The 21,531-nt window shown below is 68.3% G+C and carries 19 protein-coding genes and 1 tRNA gene; all 20 read left to right on the top strand.

Features of this window, described 5'->3' with window-relative positions; genetic code table 11:
- Nucleotides 1–67: 67 nt before the first annotated feature.
- Nucleotides 68–235, top strand: a complete 168-nt coding sequence (gene rpmG, locus CLT68_RS03080) for a 50S ribosomal protein L33 (protein ID WP_007073056.1) — start codon at nt 68–70, stop codon at nt 233–235.
- A 124-nt stretch (nt 236–359) separates the two neighbouring features.
- Nucleotides 360–806, top strand: coding sequence for a MaoC family dehydratase N-terminal domain-containing protein (locus CLT68_RS03075; protein ID WP_088950251.1), 447 nt, complete (start codon nt 360–362; stop codon nt 804–806).
- Nucleotide 807: 1 nt separating this feature from the next.
- Entirely contained in the window at nt 808–1,200 is a 393-nt protein-coding gene (locus tag CLT68_RS03070) for a MaoC family dehydratase (RefSeq protein ID WP_099848690.1), read from the top strand.
- A 129-nt stretch (nt 1,201–1,329) separates the two neighbouring features.
- Nucleotides 1,330–1,402: transfer RNA gene (locus CLT68_RS03065), tRNA-Trp, on the top strand.
- A 214-nt stretch (nt 1,403–1,616) separates the two neighbouring features.
- Complete coding sequence (gene secE, locus CLT68_RS03060; RefSeq protein WP_088950249.1) at nt 1,617–2,009, top strand: preprotein translocase subunit SecE; 393 nt, start codon at nt 1,617–1,619, stop codon at nt 2,007–2,009.
- A gap of 39 nt (nt 2,010–2,048) precedes the next feature.
- Complete coding sequence (gene nusG / locus CLT68_RS03055; RefSeq protein ID WP_088950248.1) at nt 2,049–2,771, top strand: transcription termination/antitermination protein NusG; 723 nt, start codon at nt 2,049–2,051, stop codon at nt 2,769–2,771.
- A 187-nt stretch (nt 2,772–2,958) separates the two neighbouring features.
- The gene (gene rplK, locus CLT68_RS03050; protein ID WP_088950247.1) at nt 2,959–3,390 is read left to right on the top strand and encodes a 50S ribosomal protein L11; all 432 of its coding nucleotides are present in this window, start codon (nt 2,959–2,961) and stop codon (nt 3,388–3,390) included.
- Between the two features lie 78 nt (nt 3,391–3,468).
- The gene (gene rplA, locus CLT68_RS03045; RefSeq protein ID WP_088950246.1) at nt 3,469–4,185 is read left to right on the top strand and encodes a 50S ribosomal protein L1; all 717 of its coding nucleotides are present in this window, start codon (nt 3,469–3,471) and stop codon (nt 4,183–4,185) included.
- A gap of 79 nt (nt 4,186–4,264) precedes the next feature.
- A complete protein-coding gene (locus CLT68_RS03040) occupies nt 4,265–5,131 on the top strand; it encodes an ABC transporter ATP-binding protein (RefSeq protein WP_099848688.1) in 867 nt (288 codons plus the stop codon).
- Nucleotides 5,128–5,817: a hypothetical protein gene (locus CLT68_RS03035; RefSeq protein ID WP_088950245.1), complete on the top strand. Its 690-nt coding sequence runs from the start codon at nt 5,128–5,130 to the stop codon at nt 5,815–5,817. The genes CLT68_RS03040 and CLT68_RS03035 overlap by 4 nt, the downstream gene beginning before the upstream one ends.
- 341 nt (nt 5,818–6,158) lie before the next feature.
- Nucleotides 6,159–6,704 carry a 50S ribosomal protein L10 gene (rplJ, locus tag CLT68_RS03030; RefSeq protein ID WP_030329872.1) on the top strand — a complete coding sequence of 182 codons (546 nt, stop codon included), beginning with the start codon at nt 6,159–6,161 and terminating at the stop codon, nt 6,702–6,704.
- A 55-nt stretch (nt 6,705–6,759) separates the two neighbouring features.
- On the top strand, nt 6,760–7,149 hold the full coding sequence (gene rplL, locus CLT68_RS03025; protein WP_099848686.1) for a 50S ribosomal protein L7/L12: 390 nt from the start codon (nt 6,760–6,762) through the stop codon (nt 7,147–7,149).
- Nucleotides 7,150–7,721: 572 nt separating this feature from the next.
- Nucleotides 7,722–11,153 (top strand): DNA-directed RNA polymerase subunit beta, encoded by a 3,432-nt coding sequence (gene rpoB, locus CLT68_RS03020; RefSeq protein ID WP_099848684.1) that lies wholly within the window; start codon nt 7,722–7,724, stop codon nt 11,151–11,153.
- 80 nt (nt 11,154–11,233) lie between these two features.
- On the top strand, nt 11,234–15,121 hold the full coding sequence (locus CLT68_RS03015) for a DNA-directed RNA polymerase subunit beta' (protein WP_088950242.1): 3,888 nt from the start codon (nt 11,234–11,236) through the stop codon (nt 15,119–15,121).
- A 94-nt stretch (nt 15,122–15,215) separates the two neighbouring features.
- Nucleotides 15,216–15,584, top strand: coding sequence for a hypothetical protein (locus tag CLT68_RS03010; RefSeq protein WP_099848682.1), 369 nt, complete (start codon nt 15,216–15,218; stop codon nt 15,582–15,584).
- A gap of 601 nt (nt 15,585–16,185) precedes the next feature.
- A complete protein-coding gene (locus CLT68_RS03005) occupies nt 16,186–16,566 on the top strand; it encodes a hypothetical protein (RefSeq protein ID WP_088952026.1) in 381 nt (126 codons plus the stop codon).
- 505 nt (nt 16,567–17,071) lie between these two features.
- Nucleotides 17,072–17,446: a 30S ribosomal protein S12 gene (rpsL, locus tag CLT68_RS03000; protein ID WP_007465318.1), complete on the top strand. Its 375-nt coding sequence runs from the start codon at nt 17,072–17,074 to the stop codon at nt 17,444–17,446.
- Nucleotide 17,447: 1 nt separating this feature from the next.
- Entirely contained in the window at nt 17,448–17,918 is a 471-nt protein-coding gene (gene rpsG, locus CLT68_RS02995; RefSeq protein ID WP_007465317.1) for a 30S ribosomal protein S7, read from the top strand.
- Between the two features lie 75 nt (nt 17,919–17,993).
- Nucleotides 17,994–20,090 carry an elongation factor G gene (fusA, locus tag CLT68_RS02990; protein ID WP_088950240.1) on the top strand — a complete coding sequence of 699 codons (2,097 nt, stop codon included), beginning with the start codon at nt 17,994–17,996 and terminating at the stop codon, nt 20,088–20,090.
- Nucleotides 20,091–20,302: 212 nt separating this feature from the next.
- Complete coding sequence (gene tuf / locus CLT68_RS02985; protein WP_088950239.1) at nt 20,303–21,496, top strand: elongation factor Tu; 1,194 nt, start codon at nt 20,303–20,305, stop codon at nt 21,494–21,496.
- Nucleotides 21,497–21,531 lie beyond the last annotated feature (35 nt).

Below are 21,531 nucleotides of genomic sequence, written 5' to 3'. Positions count from 1 at the left end.
GTCCGCGCTGTCAGCGTCTAGGCTGGCGCGTCGTAGTTGTTTCCGTTAGCGAGGAAGGCACTCCGCCGTGGCGAAGGCTACCGATGTCCGGCCGAAGATCACTTTGGCGTGTGTGGAGTGCAAGGAGCGCAACTACATCACGCGCAAGAACCGGCGTAACGACCCCGACCGCATCGAGCTGAAGAAGTTCTGCCCGCGCGACGGTCGGCACACGGTCCACCGCGAGACCCGCTGACCCGGGGCCGGTTTCACGCCGGCCGCTGTCGAAGCTTTCAATCGCCGATCTGACCGGTTTGGCGCGGCTCCGCCGCCGCCTGCCGACCAGATCGGCGATTGTGCTTTCCGTGTAGGTTCGCGGCATGTCTCTCGACCCTTCCTTCGTCGGCCGGACCTATCCGCCGACCGCCCCCTATCAGGTGGGCCGAGAAAAGATCCGTGAGTTCGCCAGCGCCATCGGCGCCACCGACCCGGCTCATCACGACCCGGAGGCCGCTCGGGCGCTGGGCCACTCCGATGTGGTGGCCCCGCCGACCTTCCCGGTGATCATCACGATGGCCGCGAGCAGCCAGATCATCGAGGACCCGGCCCTGGGTGTGGACTACAGCCGGGTGGTGCACGGCGACCAGCGGTTCGCGTACACCCGGCCGGTCGTCGCCGGTGACGAGCTGGTCTGCACCAACACCATCGAGGACGTCAGCACCCGGGGTGGGCACGGTTTCCTGACCACCCGCACCGACGTGAGCACCGTCGGCGGGGACCCGGTCGTGTCCGTCTGGGCCAAGTACGTCGTACGCGGGGAGGCCTGAGATGGACTTGGCAGCACAGACGTTCCGGGTGACCCGCGCGGACCTGGTCCGCTACGCCGGCGCCTCGGGCGACTTCAACCCGATCCACTGGAGCGACCGGGTCGCCACCAAGGTGGGTCTGCCCGGGGTGATCGCCCATGGCATGTTCACCATGGCGCTGGTCGGCCGGGCGATCACCGAGTGGGCCGGGGCACCGGACGCGGTGGTTGAGTACAACGTCCGTTTCACCCGGCCCGTGGTCGTCCCCGACGACGACCAGGGGACTGAGATCGAGGTCACCGCGCGGGTCCGTGAGGTGACCGAGGACGGCCTGACCCGAATCGATGTGACAGCGGTCTGCGGGGGCGAGAAGGTGCTCTCACAGGCACGGGCGACCATCCGTTCGACCCGCTGAACTCTCCCCGCCACGCGTGGCGGGGAGACCGGTTGGGAAAGTCGGGTGGCTACCCGTACACTGGTCCGCCGTGGGGCAAGTGACCCCTGCTCGGTCGTCTGTGGCCGCGTGGGGCGAGTGTTGCCACATAGGGGTGTAGCTCAATTGGCAGAGCAGCGGTCTCCAAAACCGCAGGCTGCAGGTTCAAGTCCTGTCACCCCTGCGCCTCAGGCCTGACCGTTCCCGTGGGTCGCGCCGCCAGCTTGGCGGCGTCCGGCCCGTGGTGGTGGCATCGGCGGGGTGGTTCCGAGGCAATCGGGGCCCTCCGGATGATCCACCGGCCGCGGCCCGTCGCGGGACGGTTGGGCCCGGCCGGCGTGACCAGCGCCGCGTACGCCACTCGGCGTGCGACCCGAGATTCCGCGACGGAGGGCGAAGTGGCCGACAACAAGCGGCACGGCGAGGACGCCGGCGACGATCGTCTGGACGACGAGGTCGTCGACGACGTAGCCGACGACGACGCCTCCAGCGCGGACGAGCCGGTATCCCGGGGAGGCACCGCCACGCGGTCCCGCGCCCGGGCAGAGTCGGCGGACAGCCGACCGACCACCCGGTCGGAAACGGGTCGGGTGGGCGTGTTCGGCCGCATCGCCCGGTTCTTCCGCGAGGTCGTAGCCGAACTGCGTAAGGTCATCTGGCCGACCCGCAAGGAGTTGCTGACCTACACCGCCGTGGTGGTGACGTTCGTTGCGGTCATGCTGACGATCGTCGGTGTGCTGGACTACGGCTTCGCCAAGGTCGTGCTGTTTGTCTTTGGCAACTCGGACTGACCGGCTGCCTCCAGCCGATAGTGACGGAAGTGAGCGAGCGTGCCTGAGTACGACGAGACCGCCGGACAGGTGGACGAGCAGTCCACGGTCGCGACGGCGGCTGGTGACGAGTCGGTTGAGGCCGCCAGCGAGCCGGAGTTCCCAACGACCGAGCCCGCACCGGACGAGGAGTTCGACGCAGTTGCCGAGCTGAGGCAGAAGCTGCGCTACGCGCCGGGTGACTGGTATGTGGTGCACTCTTACGCCGGCTACGAGAACAAGGTCAAGACCAACCTCGAGACCCGGATCACGAGCCTCGACATGGAGGACTTCATCTACCAGGTCGAGGTGCCGACCCGGGAAGAGGTCGAGGTCAAGAACGGTAAGCGTTCCCAGATCCAGGCCAAGGTCTTCCCGGGCTACATCCTGGTCCGGATGGAGCTGACCGCCGAGTCGTACTCCTGTGTCCGTAACACCCCGGGCGTGACCGGCTTCGTCGGCGCGACCGACCGGGCCGACCGGCCCGCCCCGCTCTCCCTCGACGAGGTGCTGAAGTGGCTGGCGCCGGCCGTCGAGACCGAGCAGAAGAAGTCGAAGCCGGAGATCAAGGTCCTCGACTTCGAGGTGGGCGACTCCGTCACCGTCACCGACGGCGCGTTCGCATCGCTGCCGGCCACCATCAGCGAGATCAACGCCGACCAGCAGAAGCTCAAGGTGCTGGTGTCGATCTTCGGTCGCGAGACCCCGGTGGAGCTCAACTTCAACCAGGTCGCCAAGATCTGACTGGTCGTCGGCGGCGGGCCTGGCCCGCCGCCGACGTCGGCGTATGCCCTCCCGCTCGACCTCGGCGGACGAGTGGGCTGCGGCCTGCGCTACTCTTGAATGTCGCCGCTGTCGCACCGCGCTGACCGTGCGCGCTCCGAGGGCGGCGACAGCCGCATTTTCCCAGCTCCAAGCCCCAGGAAGTGACATGCCTCCGAAGAAGAAGCTCGTCAAGACGTTCACGCTTCAGCTGCCGGCGGGCCAGGCCACGCCGGCGCCGCCGGTCGGCCCCGCGCTCGGCCAGCACGGCGTGAACATCATGGAGTTCTGCAAGTCCTACAACTCGCAGACCGAGTCCCAGCGGGGCGACATCGTCCCCGCCGAGATCAGCGTCTACGAGGACCGGTCCTTCACCTTCGTGCTGAAGACCCCGCCCGCTGCCCGGCTGCTGATCAAGGCCGCCGGTGTGCAGAAGGGCTCGGGTGTTCCGCAGTCCGAGAAGGTCGGCTCGGTCAGCCGCGCCCAGTTGCGTGAGATCGCCGAGAAGAAGATGGCCGACCTCAACGCCAACGACCTGGCCCAGGCCGAGAAGATCATCGCCGGCACCGCCCGGTCGATGGGCATCACCGTCAACGACTGACGTCGGCCAAAGCCTTCGACCCGACCGTGGGAGGGCTCGCGCCGAGCGGCCCGCCAGAGACCACAGGAGTAATCAGCAATGCAGCGCAGCAAGAGCTACCGCAAGGCCGCCGATGTCATCGACCGGTCGAAGCTCTACACCCCCTCCGAGGCCGTGAAGCTGGCCAAGGAGACCACCAACGTCAAGTTCGACGCCACGGTTGAGGTCGCCATGCGCCTCGGCGTCGACCCCCGCAAGGCGGACCAGATGGTCCGCGGCGTGGTCAACCTGCCGCACGGCACCGGTAAGACCGCCCGCGTGATCGTGTTCGCCAGCGGCGCGAAGGCCGAAGAGGCCGCCGCCGCGGGTGCCGACGAGGTGGGCACCGACGAGCTGGTCGCCCGGATCCAGGGTGGTTGGCTGGACTTCGACGCGGCGATCGCCACGCCGGACCAGATGGCCAAGATCGGCCGGATCGCGCGGATCCTGGGCCCGCGCGGTCTCATGCCGAACCCGAAGACCGGCACTGTGACCATGGACGTCACCAAGGCGGTGCAGGACATCAAGGGTGGCAAGATCACCTTCCGGGTGGACAAGCACTCCAACCTGCACCTGATCATCGGCAAGGCCTCCTTCACGGAGAGCCAGCTGGTGGACAACTACGCTGCGGTGCTCGACGAGGTGCTGCGTGCCAAGCCGTCCGCGTCCAAGGGCAAGTACCTCCGCAAGGTCATCCTGACCACCACGATGGGCCCGGGCGTCCCGGTCGACCCGAACCTGGTGAAGAACCTCCGGGAGGACCAGGCCGAGGCCTGAGCCGACAGTTCGCTCCGCCGGGGCGCCGCCACTACTGTGGCGGCGCCCCGGCGCGTTTGAGATGTGGCAGTCTCGGCCCATGCGGCTGGAAGACGTCTGGTTGCGGTACCACCGGCGGGGGCGGTGGGTGCTGCGAGGCATCGACGTGCACATCGGTCCGGGCGAGGCGGCTGTCGTGCTGGGCCGCAACGGGGTGGGCAAGTCGACACTGCTCCAGGTGGCCGCTGGCGTGCTCCGGCCGGGCCGGGGCCGGGTCACCGGCCGCCCGACGCGGGTGGGCTGGGTGCCGGAGCGTTTCCCGGCCGACCAGCCGTTCACCGTGGCCCGCTATCTCACCGGGATGGCCCGGGTGGCGGGGTTGCGCGGAGCGGCGGCCGACGAGGCGGTGACCTCCTGGACCGACCGGCTCGGGCTGTCCGCCTTCCGCTCGGTCCGACTGCCCGAGCTGTCCAAGGGAACCGCGCAGAAGGTGGGCCTGGCCCAGGCGATGCTGCGCCCGCCGGGCCTGCTGGTGCTCGACGAGCCGTGGGAGGGGCTGGACGCCGCCACCCGCGAGCTGGTTCCCGAGCTGATCGCCGAGGTGCTCGCCGCCGACGGCGCCGTTCTGGTCAGCGACCACCGTGGCGAGACGATCCGGCTGCCGGCCGCGCGCCGCTGGCTGGTGGCCGACGGTTCGCTGACCGAGGAGACGTCGTCGGCGGACGAGACGTTCGCCGTGGTCGAGGTCGCGGTGCCGGCCGCGCGGGTCGCCGGCACCGTCGCCCGGTTGCGCGCCGAGGGCCACCACGTCCTGGGAGTACGCGCCGACGCCTCCACCGCCGCCGCACAGGCGCGACCCGCCGCACCGTCGATCCGATCGGCGACCGGTGAGCCGACACCCGGGCAGTCCGGGGCCGACCAGGGCGTCGACCCGATGATCGAGCCAGCAGCGGGGGAGGCCCGGTGATCCCCCTGGTGCGGATGAGGTTGGCCGGTTTCCTGCGCACCGGGCGTGCGGTGGCCCCGTTGCTCGCCGGCCTGGTCGTTCTCGGCACCCTCTACGGCGGTGGCCGCGCGCAGCCGGCGGAGGCGTACGGCGTCTCGGCCGTGGTCCTCTTCCCGGTCGTCGCCTGGCAGACCAAGATCCTGCTGGACGTGGAGCCGGACGTGCAGCGCCGCCTGGCGCAGGTGGCGGTCGGGGTGGCCCGGGAGCGGCTGGCCGGGCTCCTCGCCGCCGGTGTGGCGGCTCTGGTGACGGTGGCCGTGGCGCTGCTCTTTCCGTGGCTGGTCGGCGGGGTCTCCGGCCCGGTCGACCCGGGGGACCGGTCGATCCCGGTCGGGCTCGCGCTGGGAGTGTGGGCGCACCTGCTCGCCGTACCCGCTGCGGTTGCCCTCGGCGCGCTGGCCAGCCGGGCGTCGGTGGGCGGTGCCGGTTACGGCGTCGCGGTGCTGGCCCTCGGCGGGGTCGGCGCGGTGGTGCTCGGGCTGAGTGGGTCGGTGGCCCCCTGGCTGGCGCCGCCGATCATGGCCGCCGCACGCACCACCGGCGGCGACGCGGCCGCGCTGACCCTGCTGGGGTTGAGCGGGTGGGCGCTGGCCTGGAGCGCTGCGGTGCTCGGCGGCTATCTGTGGCGGCGGCGGGCCCAGGGCTGACCGGTGCCGGCCGTCCGTGGCGCGGCTCACCGACCGCGATTTGGCGCTGGTGGCCGGGGCGCGTACTCTTCAACCGTCATCCGTGTTCTCACGGATGAGGAACCACCCAGAGACCGCTGGTCACCGTGCTTCGGCACGGTCGAAGGCCCCGCGACATCGGGCGACCCGCGTAGGGCGGCAAGCGTAACTCGGCAGTGTTCATGGTCCGCCGACCGTGATGATCTTCCGGCCCTCGCCCCGTGCGCCCTGCGCCGGGGCTTTTTCGTTGTCGTGCTGCCTCCGCCCCCGTTCCCGCCTCGGCGGTGACGGGGACCAGCCTCGAGTAACGAGAGAGGAGGGACATGGCGGACAAGCCGATCCGGGCCGACAAGGCCACGGCCGTTGCTGAGCTGACCGAGAGCTTCCGCAGCTCAGGCGCCACCGTGCTGACCGAGTACCGCGGTCTGACGGTTTCCCAGCTCACCCAGCTTCGGCGCTCGCTCGGCGCCGACACCAGCTACACGGTCGCGAAGAACACGCTCGCGAAGCGTGCTGCGACGGACGCGGGCATCACCGGCCTCGACGAGCTGTTCACCGGTCCTACCGCGCTGACTTTCGTTTCGGGCGACGTCGTCGAGGCGGCGAAGGGGCTTCGCGACTTCGCGAAGGCCAACCCGAAGCTCGTCATCAAGGGCGGTGTCTTCGAGGGCAAGGCCATTTCCGCGGCCGAGGTCACGAAGCTTGCCGACCTGGAGTCCCGCGAGGTGCTGCTGGCCAAGCTGGCCGGCGCGATGAAGGGCAACCTGAGCAAGGCCGCGGCCCTGTTCCAGGCCCCGCTGTCGAAGACCGCCCGCCTGGCGGCAGCTCTGCAGGACAAGCGCGAGAAGGAGGGCGCCGAGGCGGCCTGATGGCCCCCACGGCGCACCAGTTCTTACTTAACAGAATCAGGAAAGGACGCCAGATATGGCGAAGCTCAGCACTGTCGAGCTGCTCGACGCGTTCAAGGAGATGACGCTGATCGAGCTCTCTGAGTTCGTGAAGCAGTTCGAGGAGACCTTCGAGGTCACCGCCGCGGCTCCGGTCGCGGTTGCCGCTGCCGGCGGTGGCGCCGGTGGCGCTGCTGCCCCGGCCGAGGAGGAGAAGGACGAGTTCGACGTCATCCTCGAGGCTGACGGCGGCAAGAAGATCCAGGTCATCAAGGTCGTGCGTGAGCTGACCGGCCTGGGCCTCAAGGAGGCCAAGGACGCGGTCGAGTCCGCGCCGAAGGCCATCCTGGAGAAGGTCAACAAGGAGACCGCCGACAAGGCGAAGGCCAAGCTCGAGGGCGAAGGCGCCAAGGTCACCCTCAAGTGACCTGAGCTCCACCAGCGCGCGTGTCCCGGCTCGTGAGCCGGGACACGATCGCATCGCGGCGGGCGGTGATCCGACACGGATCGCCGCCCGCCGTGTTGGTGGATCCGGCGCCGACCGGCTCTGAGCTGGGCCAGGACCACCGGCGCCGGCGGTCCGAACGAGCGCGGAGGGTCGCCCGCCAGGAGGAAAGAAGCGGCGACCCGGATACCGGCCCTTGACGCGGCCCCAGGCTGCCAGGCACGCTGACACCAGCAAGACACCGCGCTTGCGACGGCCACGACGTGGGTATGACAGCGGCGGCACCATCGGCCGCTTCGACCCGAGCGGCCCAGTGGGGACGTTGCGTTCTGAGCGGCCCGGCAGACCCCGGTTGACGGGGGCCGAGGCACGTTCCGCAAACGACCTGCGGGGTGGGCTGGACAGCGGTTAGCCTCTCGGCTACACTGCTAGTTTGCGCTGCCTTCCGACTTGACCCCTGCTCGGAAATGTCCGTTTACGGATATTTCTGGTGGGGTCATTGGAGTGCACGCGTACCAGCCGTTCTGCAGCACCGGTCCTCGGAAGGACGCATCTTGGCAGCTTCCCGCCCTGCGAAGACCAGTCGTACGTCGAGCGCATTCGCTCCCCGCCGAGTTTCATTCGGCAGGATCACCGAACACCTCGAGGTCCCCAACCTCCTTGCCATCCAGAACGAGTCCTTCGACTGGCTCGTCGGCAACGAGGCTTGGCAGGGCCGGTCGGCGGACGACCCGCACGCACGCTCGGGTCTCGCGGAGATCCTTGAAGAGATCAGTCCCATTGAGGACTTCTCCGGCACCATGTCACTTTCCTTCTCTGCGCCGCGCTTCGACGAGGTCAAGGCCTCGATCGAGGAGTGCAAGGAGAAGGACCTGACCTACTGCGCTCCGCTCTTCGTGACCGCGGAGTTCACCAACAACACCACTGGCGAGATCAAGAGCCAGACGGTGTTCATGGGTGACTTCCCGATGATGACGCCCAAGGGCACCTTCGTCATCAACGGCACCGAGCGCGTCGTGGTCAGCCAGCTCGTCCGGTCTCCGGGCGTGTATTTCGACAAGCAGCCGGACAAGACCTCCGACCGCGACCTCTCCAGCGTCAAGGTCATCCCGAGCCGGGGTGCCTGGCTGGAGTTTGACATCGACAAGCGCGACACGGTCGGTGTACGTATCGACCGTAAGCGTCGGCAGGCCGTCACGGTCCTGCTCAAGGCCGTCGGATGGTCGGCTGAGCGGATCCGCGAGCGGTTCGGTTGGTCCGAGCTGATGATGACCACGCTCGAGAAGGACCACATCGCCGGCGCCGACGAGGCTCTGCTCGACATCTACCGCAAGCTGCGCCCTGGCGAGCCGCCGACGCGCGAGAACGCCCAGACCCTGCTCGACAACCTCTTCTTCAACCCGAAGCGGTACGACGTCGCCAAGGTCGGGCGCTACAAGTTCAACAAGAAGCTCGAAGTGAACGTGCCGATCACCACTGGCACGCTCACCGAGGACGACATCGTCGCCACCGTGGAATACCTGTGCCGGCTGCACGCCGGTGAGGACGGCTACGAGGCCGACGACATCGACCACTTCGGCAACCGTCGTCTGCGCACCGTGGGTGAGCTGATCCAGAACCAGGTTCGGGTCGGCCTGTCCCGCATGGAGCGTGTCGTCCGCGAGCGGATGACCACGCAGGACGTCGAGGCGATCACGCCGCAGACCCTGATCAACATCCGCCCGGTGGTGGCGGCGATCAAGGAGTTCTTCGGTACGTCGCAGCTGTCCCAGTTCATGGACCAGACCAACCCGCTGGCGGGCTTGACCCACCGGCGCCGGCTGAGCGCGCTCGGCCCGGGTGGTCTGTCCCGTGAGCGGGCCGGCTTCGAGGTCCGCGACGTGCACCCGTCCCACTACGGCCGGATGTGCCCGATCGAGACGCCGGAAGGCCCGAACATCGGCCTGATCGGCGCCCTGTCCACCTTCGCCCGGGTCAACCCGTTCGGCTTCATCGAGACGCCGTACCGGAAGGTCGTCGAGGGTCGGGTCACCGACCAGATCGACTACCTGACCGCGGACGAGGAGGACCGGTTCGTCAAGGCCCAGGCCAACGCGCGCCTGAAGGCTGACGGCACGTTCGCCGAGGAACGGGTGCTCTGCCGTCGTAAGGGCGGCGAGACCGAGGACGTCGTCCCCGGTGCCGTCGACTACATGGACGTCTCGCCCCGGCAGATGACCTCGGTCGCGACCGCCATGATCCCGTTCCTCGAGCACGACGACGCCAACCGGGCACTGATGGGCGCGAACATGCAGCGCCAGGCGGTGCCGCTGGTCAAGGCCGAGGCGCCGCTCGTGGGTACGGGCATGGAATACCGGGCCGCGGTCGACGCTGGCGACGTGGTTGTCGCCGAGGTCGGCGGTGTGATCGAGGATCTCTGTGCCGACTACGTCACCATCCACCAGGATGACGGCCACCGCCGGACGTACCTGCTGCACAAGTTCCGCCGCTCCAACGCCGGCTCCTGCGTCAACCAGAAGCCGGTGGTCTTCGAGGGCGACCGCGTCGAGGCCGGTCAGGTCATCGCCGACGGTCCGTGCACCGACGAAGGCGAGATGGCACTCGGACGCAACCTGCTGGTGGCGTTCATGTGCTGGGAGGGTCACAACTACGAGGACGCGATCATCCTGTCGCAGCGCCTCGTGCAGCAGGACGTGCTCACCTCGATCCACATCGAGGAGCACGAGGTCGACGCCCGGGACACCAAGCTCGGTCCGGAGGAGATCACCCGCGACATCCCGAACGTCAGCGAGGAAATGCTCGCTGACCTCGACGAGCGCGGCATCATCCGGATCGGTGCCGAGGTCGTCCCCGGTGACATCCTGGTCGGCAAGGTCACGCCCAAGGGTGAGACCGAGCTGACCCCGGAGGAGCGACTGCTCCGCGCGATCTTCGGTGAGAAGGCGCGTGAGGTTCGGGACACCTCGCTGAAGGTGCCGCACGGCGAGACCGGCACGGTCATCGGTGTGCGCACGTTCTCCCGCGAGGACGGCGACGAGTTGCCGCCGGGTGTCAACGAGCTGGTCCGGGTCTACGTCGCCCAGAAGCGCAAGATCCAGGACGGCGACAAGCTCGCCGGCCGGCACGGCAACAAGGGCGTCATCTCGAAGATCCTTCCGATCGAGGACATGCCGTTCCTTGAGGACGGCACCCCGGTCGACATCGTGCTCAACCCGCTCGGTGTGCCGAGCCGGATGAACATCGGCCAGGTTCTGGAGACCCACCTCGGTTGGGTCGCCAAGACCGGTTGGAAGGTCGAGGGTGACGACGCCGACTGGAAGCGCCAGCTCCGCTCGATCGACGCGCACGAGTCCGAGGGGGACACCAACGTGGCCACCCCGGTCTTCGACGGTGCCCGCGAGGAGGAGATCTCCGGTCTGCTCGAGTCGACCCTGCCCAACCGGGACGGCAAGCAGCTGATCGGGCGTACCGGCAAGGCGCAGCTGTTCGACGGTCGTTCCGGCGAGCCGCTGCCCGACCCGATCGCGGTCGGCTACGTCTACATCCTGAAGCTCAACCACCTGGTCGACGACAAGATCCACGCTCGTTCGACCGGGCCGTACTCGATGATCACGCAGCAGCCGCTGGGTGGTAAGGCGCAGTTCGGTGGTCAGCGTTTCGGTGAGATGGAGTGCTGGGCGATGCAGGCGTACGGCGCCGCGTACGCCCTGCAGGAGCTGCTCACGATCAAGTCCGACGACGTGCTCGGCCGGGTGAAGGTCTACGAGGCCATCGTCAAGGGCGAGAACATCCCGGAGCCGGGCATCCCGGAGTCGTTCAAGGTGCTGCTCAAGGAGCTGCAGTCGCTGTGCCTCAACGTTGAGGTGCTCTCCAGCGACGGTGTGGCCCTGGAAATGCGCGAGACCGACGACGAGGTGTTCCGGGCCGCTGAGGAGCTGGGCATCGACCTGTCCCGGCGCGAGCCGAGCTCGGTCGAAGAGGTCTGAGGTGAGCGGTCGGGGGCCGGTTCGCCGGCCCCCGACCCCGCCCGAGAATTAGCAGTACAGACGACGACATAGGGGACATAGTGCTCGACGTCAACTTCTTCGACGAGCTGCGCATTGGTCTCGCCACCGCCGACGACATCCGTCAGTGGTCGCACGGCGAGGTCAAGAAGCCTGAGACGATCAACTACCGCACCCTGAAGCCGGAGAAGGACGGGCTCTTCTGCGAGAAGATCTTCGGTCCGCAGCGCGACTGGGAGTGCTACTGCGGTAAGTACAAGCGCGTTCGGTTCAAGGGCATCATCTGTGAGCGCTGCGGCGTCGAGGTGACTCGCTCCAAGGTCCGTCGTGAGCGGATGGGGCACATCGAGCTCGCTGCTCCGGTGACCCACATCTGGTACTTCAAGGGCGTTCCGAGCCGGCTGGGCTACCTGCTGGACCTCGCCCCCAAGGACCTCGAAAAGATCATCTACTTCGCCTCGTACGTCGTGACGAGCGTGGACGCGGAGTCGCGTCACCGTGACCTCTCGACGATCGAGAACGAGATCCTGGCCGAGAAGCGGCAGTCCGAGAACAGCCGCGACTCGGAGATCGAGAAGCGCGCCGCCAAGCTCGAGGCCGACCTGGCCGAGCTGGAGGCCGAGGGCGCGAAGGCGGACGTCCGGCGCAAGGTCAAGGAGGGCGGAGAGCGCGAAATGCGCCAGATCCGCGACCGGGCCCAGCGCGAGATCGACCGCCTGGACGAGGTGCTGGACACCTTCCGCAAGCTGGAGCCGAAGCAGCTGGTCACCGACGAGCTGCTCTACCGCGAGCTGCGCGACCGGTTCGGTGAGTACTTCACCGGTTCCATGGGCGCGGAGGCGATCAAGGCGCTGGTCCAGAACATGGACCTCGACGCCGAGGCCGAGAGCCTGCGGGAGACCATCCGGTCCGGCAAGGGCCAGCGAAAGATCCGGGCGCTCAAGCGGCTCAAGGTCGTGGCGGCGTTCCTGAACACCCGCAACTCGCCGCTCGGCATGGTGCTGGACTGCGTCCCGGTCATCCCGCCGGACCTGCGCCCGATGGTGCAGCTCGACGGTGGCCGGTTCGCGACCTCCGACCTGAACGACCTGTACCGCCGCGTGATCAACCGGAACAACCGCCTCAAGCGGCTGATCGACCTCGGTGCTCCCGAGATCATCGTCAACAACGAGAAGCGGATGCTCCAGGAGGCCGTCGACGCGCTGTTCGACAACGGCCGTCGCGGCCGGCCGGTCACCGGCCCGGGTAACCGCCCGCTCAAGTCGCTGTCCGACATGCTCAAGGGCAAGCAGGGCCGGTTCCGCCAGAACCTGCTGGGCAAGCGCGTCGACTACTCCGGCCGTTCGGTCATCGTGGTCGGCCCGAAGCTCAAGCTGCACCAGTGCGGTCTGCCCAAGCAGATGGCCCTGGAGCTGTTCAAGCCGTTCGTCATGAAGCGGCTGGTGGACCTCAACCACGCGCAGAACATCAAGTCCGCCAAGCGGATGGTCGAGCGTCAGCGCCCGGTCGTGTGGGACGTGCTGGAAGAGGTCATCGGCGAGCACCCGGTGCTGCTCAACCGGGCGCCGACCCTGCACCGCCTGGGCATCCAGGCCTTCGAGCCGCAGCTGGTCGAGGGCAAGGCCATCCAGATCCACCCGCTGGTCTGCACGGCGTTCAACGCCGACTTCGACGGTGACCAGATGGCGGTGCACGTGCCGCTGTCCGCCGAGGCTCAGGCCGAGGCTCGGATCCTGATGCTGTCGTCGAACAACATCCTCAAGCCGGCCGACGGTAAGCCGGTCACCATGCCCACCCAGGACATGGTCATCGGTCTCTACCACCTCACCCACCTCACCGCCGGTGAGAAGGGCGAGGGCCGGGCGTTCAGCTCGGACGCCGAGGCGCGGATGGCCTTCGACAACGGTGAGCTGCACCTGCAGGCGCCCGTCAAGATCCGCCTTCGTGGTGTGGTCGAGGTCGACAACGGTGCCGGCGCCGAGGCGTGGTCCGCTCCGGAGGGCTTCGTCGAGGGTGACGCGCTGACCGTGGAGACCACCCTGGGTCGGGTGCTGTTCAACGAGACGCTGCCGCAGGGCTACCGCTTCGTGAACTACGAGATCCGCAAGGGTCAGCTCTCCGCGATCGTCAACGACCTCGCCGAGCGCTTCCCCAAGGTGGCGCTGGCCGCCACCCTGGACGGGCTCAAGGAGGCCGGTTTCCACTGGGCCACCTGGTCCGGCGTGACGATCGGCATGGAGGACGTCATCGCTCCGCCGCGCAAGGCGGAGATCCTGGCGAAGTACGAGAAGGAAGCCGACCGGATCGACAAGCAGTACCAGCGTGGTCTGATGACCGCCGAGGAGCGTCGCGGCGAGCTCATCGAGATCTGGACCAAGGCGACCAACGAGGTCGCCAAGGAGATGGACACCGCGCTGCCGCAGGAGAACCCACTGTGGAAGATGATCCACTCGGGTGCCCGCGGTAACCTGCTCCAGCTCCGGCAGATCGCGGCGATCCGTGGTCTGGTGGCCAACCCGAAGGGCGAGATCATCCCGCGGCCGATCAAGGCCAGCTACCGGGAGGGTCTGTCCGTGCTGGAGTACTTCATCTCCACGCACGGTGCTCGTAAGGGTCTCGCCGACACCGCGCTGCGGACCGCCGACTCGGGTTACCTGACCCGTCGTCTGGTGGACGTCTCGCAGGACGTCATCATCCGTGAAGAGGACTGCGGCACCGACCGGGCGATCCCGATGCAGATCGGCGAGAAGCTGGACGGCAAGCTCGTCGTCCACACCCACGCCGAGACCAGCGTGCACGCCCGGACGCTGGCCGACGACATCAAGGGGCCGGACGGCACCGTGGTGGCCGAGCGCGGCCAGGACATCAACTCCATCGGGGTCGACAAGATCGTCGCCGCCGGTGTGGAGACGGTCCGGGTGCGCAGCGTGCTCACCTGCGAGTCCAAGCTGGGTGTCTGCGCGGCCTGCTACGGCCGGTCGCTGCCGACCGGTAAGTCGGTCGACATCGGCGAGGCGGTCGGCATCATCGCCGCCCAGTCCATCGGTGAGCCCGGTACGCAGCTGACGATGCGTACCTTCCACACCGGTGGTGTCGCTGGTGAGGACATCACCCAGGGTCTGCCGCGTGTTCAGGAAATCTTCGAGGCTCGGGTCCCGAAGGGTAAGGCGCCCATCGCCGACACCCCCGGCCGGATCCGGATCGAGGACGGCGAGCGCTCGCGCAAGATCATCGTGGTGCCGGACGACGGCAGCGAAGAGATCGTCTACGACAAGATCTCGAAGCGCGTCAAGCTCCGGACCCACGACGGCGGTCACGTCGCGGTCGGCGAGAAGCTGACCGAGGGCACCATCGACCCGCACGAGCTTCTGCGGATCATGGGTCCGCGGGCGGTCCAGGTCCACCTGACCAGTGAGGTCCAGGAGGTCTACCGCTCGCAGGGTGTGCTCATCCACGACAAGCACATCGAGATCATCATCCGCCAGATGCTCAAGCGGGTGACGGTCATCGACTCCGGCTCGACCGAGTTCCTGCCGGGTGTGCTGGTCGACCGGGCGCTGTTCGAGTCGGAGAACCGCCGACTCGTCTCGGAGGGCGGCGAGCCCGCCGCTGGTCGTCCGGTGCTGATGGGTATCACCAAGGCCTCGCTGGCCACGGACTCCTGGCTCTCGGCGGCCTCCTTCCAGGAGACCACCCGGGTGCTGACCGACGCTGCGATCAACTCGCGCAGCGACTCGCTGGTCGGCCTCAAGGAGAACGTGATCATCGGAAAGCTCATCCCGGCCGGTACGGGCATCAGCAAGTACCGCAACGTCCGGGTGGAGCCGACCGAGGAGGCCAAGGCCAAGGTCTACTCGATGACCGGGTACCCGGAGACCGACTACGGCTTCGGGCCGGCCGGCGGGCAGGCTGTGCCGCTGGACGACTTCGACTTCGGGTCGTACCGCTAAGCACCAATCGCACGACGAGGCCCCCGGTTTCCGCCGGGGGCCTCGTCGTGTCCGGACCCACCCACCCCCGGGCCGAGTTCGGCATGATGGGGGTATGACGACCGCACCCGGGCAGGTGCCCGTCGCGCAGCAGGGCCTGCGCCACCCGCTGGACCCGGATCCGGCCCGTGCCACCAAGGCGCGGGCGGTCTTCGCGCTGGGGTTGCTCGGCATGCTGACCGGGCTCTTCATCGGCGGGGTGGTGCCGGCGACGGTGGCGCTGCAACTGGCCCGGCAGGCGCGCCGTGAGGCGTACGCCTCGGGGGGTTTCCTGACCGGCGGCGCCTGGCTGCGACGGGGGGAGCGGATGGCCTGGACCGGCCTCGTGCTGGTCGCGGTCACCGTGGTGGTCGCGGTGGTGATCGGGGTGGTGCGGTTGGCCGGCGCGCCGTTCGGCCATGACTACCCGGCGAACATGGACTGAGCCGCCCGTGGCCGCGCCGGGCGCGGACGGCGGCGCTCTCGGCGGTAGCCTGGCCGGTGTCCGCCGTGCGGCGGCGGTGCCCTTTCGACAGGAGGACCTCGTGACGGAACCGGCGCGGCCCCCTGCGGACGAACCGGCCGGTCATCCGGACGCGCCGACCCCGCCCGAGCCGAGTGACTGGGCGCGACCGGACCCGAGCAGCGAGCCGCACCCGCCCGCGGCCACGCCGAGCGCGCCGTCATCGCCTGCGCCGTCATCTCCCGCGCCGCACCCCGGCTGGGGCCCGACCACCCCGACCGGCTCCAGCCAGCCGTACCCGGTCTCCGGTGCGCCGACCCCGCCCGGTTGGGGTCCGCCTTCGTCTGGGCCTGGCGCGCCTCCCGGTTGGGGTCCGCCGTCGTCCGGGCCTGGTTCGCCTCCCGGTTGGGGGCCGCCGCCTGCCGGGCCCGGCGCGCCTCCCGGTTGGGGTCCGCCGCCGTCCGGGCCCGGCGCGCCTGCGGGTTGGGGGCCGCCGCCACCGGGTCACGCGCCCGGTTGGGGTGGCATGACCGGGCATCCGGTGCCGCCGCCCACCGATGACCAACGCCGGCCACCGAAGCGGGTGGAGATGGTGCCCGGCACGCCGTTCGGTGTCGTGCACCTGGACGTGGCGCCGGTCACCTCCGGGTTGGCCGTCGGGGCGCTGGTGGCCGGGGTGGCCTCCGTCCTGGTCTCGCTGCTGGTGATCTGCTTCGGGGTGAGCTTCAAGGACGACGGCGGGGCCTGGGCCTCCGGAGCGTTCACCGTGCTCGGGGTGCTGGCCGGCGTGGCGGCGATCGTCACCGGTCTGCTCGGTCAGCGGCAGATCCGTCGGCCGGTGGCGCCTCCTGCGGTCCGGTTCACCGGCCGTGGGCTTGCCGTGGCCGGAATCAGCTGTGGCGTGGCGGGAGGGGTGCTCAGCCTCCTGGGCCTGGGCCTGGCGCTGCTTCTCACCCTGGCCTGAGGCCCGTCACCGTCCGGTCCGCGATGCGGAGGTCCCGCGGCGACCACCCGGTGCCGGCCCGGGGCCGACGGGTGGCCGCGCGGGGGAAGCCGGTACACTTATGTCTGCAGGTGCCCATCGCGGGCGACGGGGCAGGACGAGATCCGGCCGGCGGATGTGAGACAGTCGCCGGGCCATTCCGTTTTGACCTGGGCGGTTGTGGTAGGTACTCTTTCCCCTTGTGCCCGGGCATGCCCGGGCAACTCGTGCGTGCGCTGTCCCCGGAGTCCGGGCGGCGGCACGACAAGCCAAAGATCCGGGGCGGGGCGACCCGCGCACCGGTGAACAAACCCGGTACGCACGCGAAAGCGTCGCAACGGGGCCGTGACGAGGGCGACACGCCCGACCGCGGGTGCCGGGGTCTCCGCAAGGTGACCCTGGTCGGAATGTAGGAGAGCCGGTCATCAGGCCGGCTAACGAGCGACGGCGCGGCCGCGAATGCGGCCGAAGGGAGCGGAGAAACCCGGTGCCCACGATCCAGCAGCTGGTCCGAAAGGGCCGCCAGGCGAAGACGACCAAGACCAAGACCCCGGCGCTGAAGGGTTCCCCTCAGCGGCGCGGCGTGTGCACCCGCGTGTACACCACCACTCCCAAGAAGCCGAACTCGGCGCTGCGCAAGGTCGCTCGCGTGAAGCTCAGCAGCCAGATCGAGGTGACCGCCTACATCCCGGGCGTCGGTCACAACCTCCAGGAGCACTCGATCGTGCTCGTGCGCGGTGGCCGGGTGAAGGACCTCCCCGGCGTGCGTTACAAGATCGTTCGCGGCTCGCTGGACACCCAGGGTGTCCGCAACCGCAAGCAGGCGCGCAGCCGTTACGGCGCGAAGAAGGAGAAGAGCTGACATGCCGCGTAAGGGACCCGCTCCGCGGCGGCCACTGGTCGCTGACCCGGTGTACAACTCGCCGCTGGTCACCCAGCTGGTGAACAAGATCCTGCTCCGCGGCAAGCGTCAGCTCGCCGAGTCGATCGTGTACGCGGCCCTCGAGGGCTGCCGCGAGAAGTCCGGCACCGACCCGGTCGTCACCCTCAAGCGGGCGATGGACAACGTCAAGCCGACCCTCGAGGTACGCAGCCGTCGTGTCGGTGGCGCCACCTACCAGGTGCCGGTCGAGGTCCGCCCGACCCGGGCGACCACGCTGGGCCTGCGCTGGCTGGTCACCTACTCCCGCGCTCGTCGCGAGAAGACCATGGTCGAGCGGCTGATGAACGAGCTGCTGGACGCGAGCAACGGCCTCGGTGCCGCCGTCAAGCGGCGCGAGGACACGCACAAGATGGCCGAGTCGAACAAGGCCTTCGCGCACTACCGCTGGTAACACCCTGGTTCCGGCGCCCTCGCGGCGCCGGAACCGCCACCAGTTGAGTCGAGACGACGATAAGTAGGGATTGAAGTGGCCGCCGCAGACGCGCTCGCCAACGTACGCAACATCGGCATCATGGCGCACATCGATGCCGGTAAGACCACGACCACCGAGCGGATCCTGTTCTACACCGGCATCACGTACAAGATCGGTGAGGTCCACGAGGGCGCTGCCGTCATGGACTGGATGGAGCAGGAGCAGGAGCGTGGCATCACCATCACCTCCGCTGCTACCAAGTGTGAGTGGAAGGGCCACACGATCCAGATCATCGACACGCCGGGCCACGTCGACTTCACGGTCGAGGTCGAGCGGTCGTTGCGGGTTCTGGATGGTGCGGTCGCGGTCTACGACGGTGTCGCCGGCGTGGAGCCGCAGACGGAGAACGTCTGGCGGCAGGCCGACAAGTACAACGTCCCGCGTATGTGCTTCGTCAACAAGCTCGACCGGACCGGCGCCGACTTCTTCCGCTGCGTGCAGATGATGATCGACCGGCTGAACGCCACCCCGCTGGTGCTCCAGATCCCGATCGGGCTCGAGGGCGACCACATCGGTGTCGTCGACCTGATCGGCATGCGCGCTCTCACCTGGCGTGGGGAGACCCAGAAGGGTGACGACTACGCGATCGAGGAGATCCCGGCCGAGCTGGCCGACTCCGCGGCCGAGTGGCGCGAGAAGCTGATGGAGACCCTGGCCGACGTCGACGACTCGGTGATGGAGAAGTACCTGGAAGGCGAGGAGGTCTCCCCCGAGGAGATCAAGGCCGCCATCCGGCGTGCCACCATCGCCGGCAAGGCCAACCCGGTGCTGTGCGGCTCGGCGTTCAAGAACAAGGGCGTCCAGCCCATGCTCGACGCCGTGGTCGACTTCCTGCCGTCGCCGCTGGACGTTCCGGCCATCGAGGGCACCGCGCCGGACGGCGAGACGCCGCTGCTCCGCAAGCCTTCCAAGTCGGAGCCGTTCTCCGGTCTGGCCTTCAAGATCCAGACGGACAAGCACCTCGGCAAGCTCACCTACGTCCGGGTCTACTCCGGTCTTCTCGAGTCCGGTTCCCAGGTGGTCAACTCCACCAAGGACCGCAAGGAGCGGATCGGCAAGATCTACCAGATGCACGCCAACAAGCGCGAAGAGCGTCCGACGGCGCAGGCCGGCGACATCATCGCCGTGCAGGGTCTCAAGCAAACCACCACCGGCGACACGCTCTCCGACCCGGCGAACCCGGTGATCCTGGAGTCGATGACCTTCCCGGAGCCGGTCATCTCGGTGGCGATCGAGCCGAAGACCAAGTCCGACCAGGAGAAGCTCGGCACCGCGATCCAGCGGCTGGCCGAAGAGGACCCGACCTTCCGCGTCCGCTTGGACGAGGAGACCGGTCAGACGGTCATCTCCGGCATGGGCGAGCTGCACCTGGACATCCTGGTCGACCGGATGCGGCGTGAGTTCAACGTCGAGGCCAACGTCGGCAAGCCGCAGGTGGCATACCGCGAGACCATCCGCCGCAAGGTGGACAAGGTCGAGTACACCCACAAGAAGCAGACCGGTGGCTCCGGCCAGTACGCCCGCGTCATCGTGAGCGTCGAGCCGCTGCCGCTGGACAACGAATCGCCGACCTACGAGTTCGCCAACGCCGTCAGCGGTGGCCGCATCCCCCGGGAGTTCATCCCGTCGGTGGACGCCGGTGCGCAGGACGCGCTTCAGTACGGCATCCTGGCGGGCTTCCCGCTGGTGGGTGTGAAGCTGACGCTGCTCGACGGCCAGTACCACGAGGTCGACTCGTCGGAAATGGCATTCAAGATCGCCGGCTCGATGGTGATGAAGGACGCGGCCCGCAAGGCCGATCCCGCGCTGCTCGAGCCGATGATGGCCGTTGAAGTCACCACTCCTGAGGAGAACATGGGTGACGTCATCGGTGACCTCAACTCCCGCCGCGGCATCATCCAGGCGATGGAGGAGCGCAGCGGCGCCCGCATCGTCCGGGCTCTGGTGCCGTTGTCGGAGATGTTCGGCTACGTCGGCGACCTGCGGTCGAAGACCCAGGGCCGGGCTAGCTACAGCATGCAGTTCGACTCCTACGCCGAGGTTCCGCAGAGCGTCGCGAAGGAGATCATCGCCAAGGCAACGGGCGAGTAACGCCCTGAGCAGGTGATTCGTGGTTGGTCGCGGGAGGTTTCACCCGCCCGCGGCCACCACGATCGGATCGCGTGAGACCGGGCCTGTAGGCTTCATCGCCGCAGAACCCACAATGGCTTCCCGGCCTTCTGGCCGGAAAGGCTGTCGACAGAGTCCTAAGCGCCGACCGGCGCGCCGGGCGTACGAACCAAGAAGTCCACAGGAGGACACCAGTGGCGAAGGCTAAGTTCGAGCGGACTAAGCCGCACGTCAACATCGGCACCATTGGTCACATCGACCACGGTAAGACGACGCTGACGGCGGCCATCACCAAGGTCCTGCACGACCAGTACCCGGACCTGAACCCCTACACGCCGTTCGACGAGATCGACAAGGCGCCGGAGGAGAAGGCCCGCGGCATCACGATCTCGATCGCGCACGTCGAGTACCAGACCGAGTCGCGGCACTACGCGCACGTCGACTGCCCTGGGCACGCCGACTACATCAAGAACATGATCACCGGTGCCGCGCAGATGGACGGCGCGATCCTGGTGGTCGCGGCGACCGACGGCCCGATGCCGCAGACCCGCGAGCACGTGCTGCTGGCCCGTCAGGTTGGTGTGCCGTACATCGTCGTGGCGCTCAACAAGAGCGACATGGTCGATGACGAGGAGCTCCTGGAGCTCGTCGAGCTCGAGGTCCGTGAGCTGCTCTCGTCGCAGGAGTACCCGGGCGACGACCTGCCGGTGGTTCGGGTTTCGGCGCTGAAGGCCCTCGAGGGTGACCCCGAGTGGACCGGCAAGCTGCTGGACCTGATGACTGCGGTCGACACCTCGATCCCGCAGCCGGAGCGCGAGGTCGACATGCCGTTCCTGATGCCGGTTGAGGACGTCTTCACGATCACCGGTCGTGGCACCGTCGTCACCGGTCGCGTGGAGCGCGGCGTTCTCCTGCCGAACGAGGATGTTGAGCTCGTCGGTATCAAGGAGAAGAGCTTCAAGACCAAGGTCACCGCGATCGAGATGTTCCGGAAGACCCTGGACGACGCCCGCGCAGGCGAGAACGTCGGCCTGCTGCTGCGTGGCACCAAGCGCGACGAGGTCGAGCGCGGCATGGTCGTCGTGAAGCCGGGCTCGAACACCCCGCACACGGAGTTCGAGGCGACGGTCTACATCCTCTCCAAGGAGGAGGGCGGCCGGCACACCCCGTTCTTCCAGAACTACCGCCCGCAGTTCTACTTCCGGACCACGGACGTCACCGGTGTCGTCACCCTCCCCGAGGGCACCGAGATGGTCATGCCGGGCGACAACACCACCATGTCGGTGAAGCTGATCCAGCCCATCGCCATGGAGGAGAACCTCAAGTTCGCGATCCGCGAGGGTGGCCGCACCGTCGGCGCCGGGTTCGTCACCAAGATCATCAAGTGAACTAGGTAACCCCGATTAGACCCGCCGCCGGTCGT

Source organism: Micromonospora sp. CNZ299, assembly GCF_002754415.1.
Note: the sequence above shows the minus strand (reverse complement) of the source record. Positions and strands in the feature narration are given on the sequence as shown.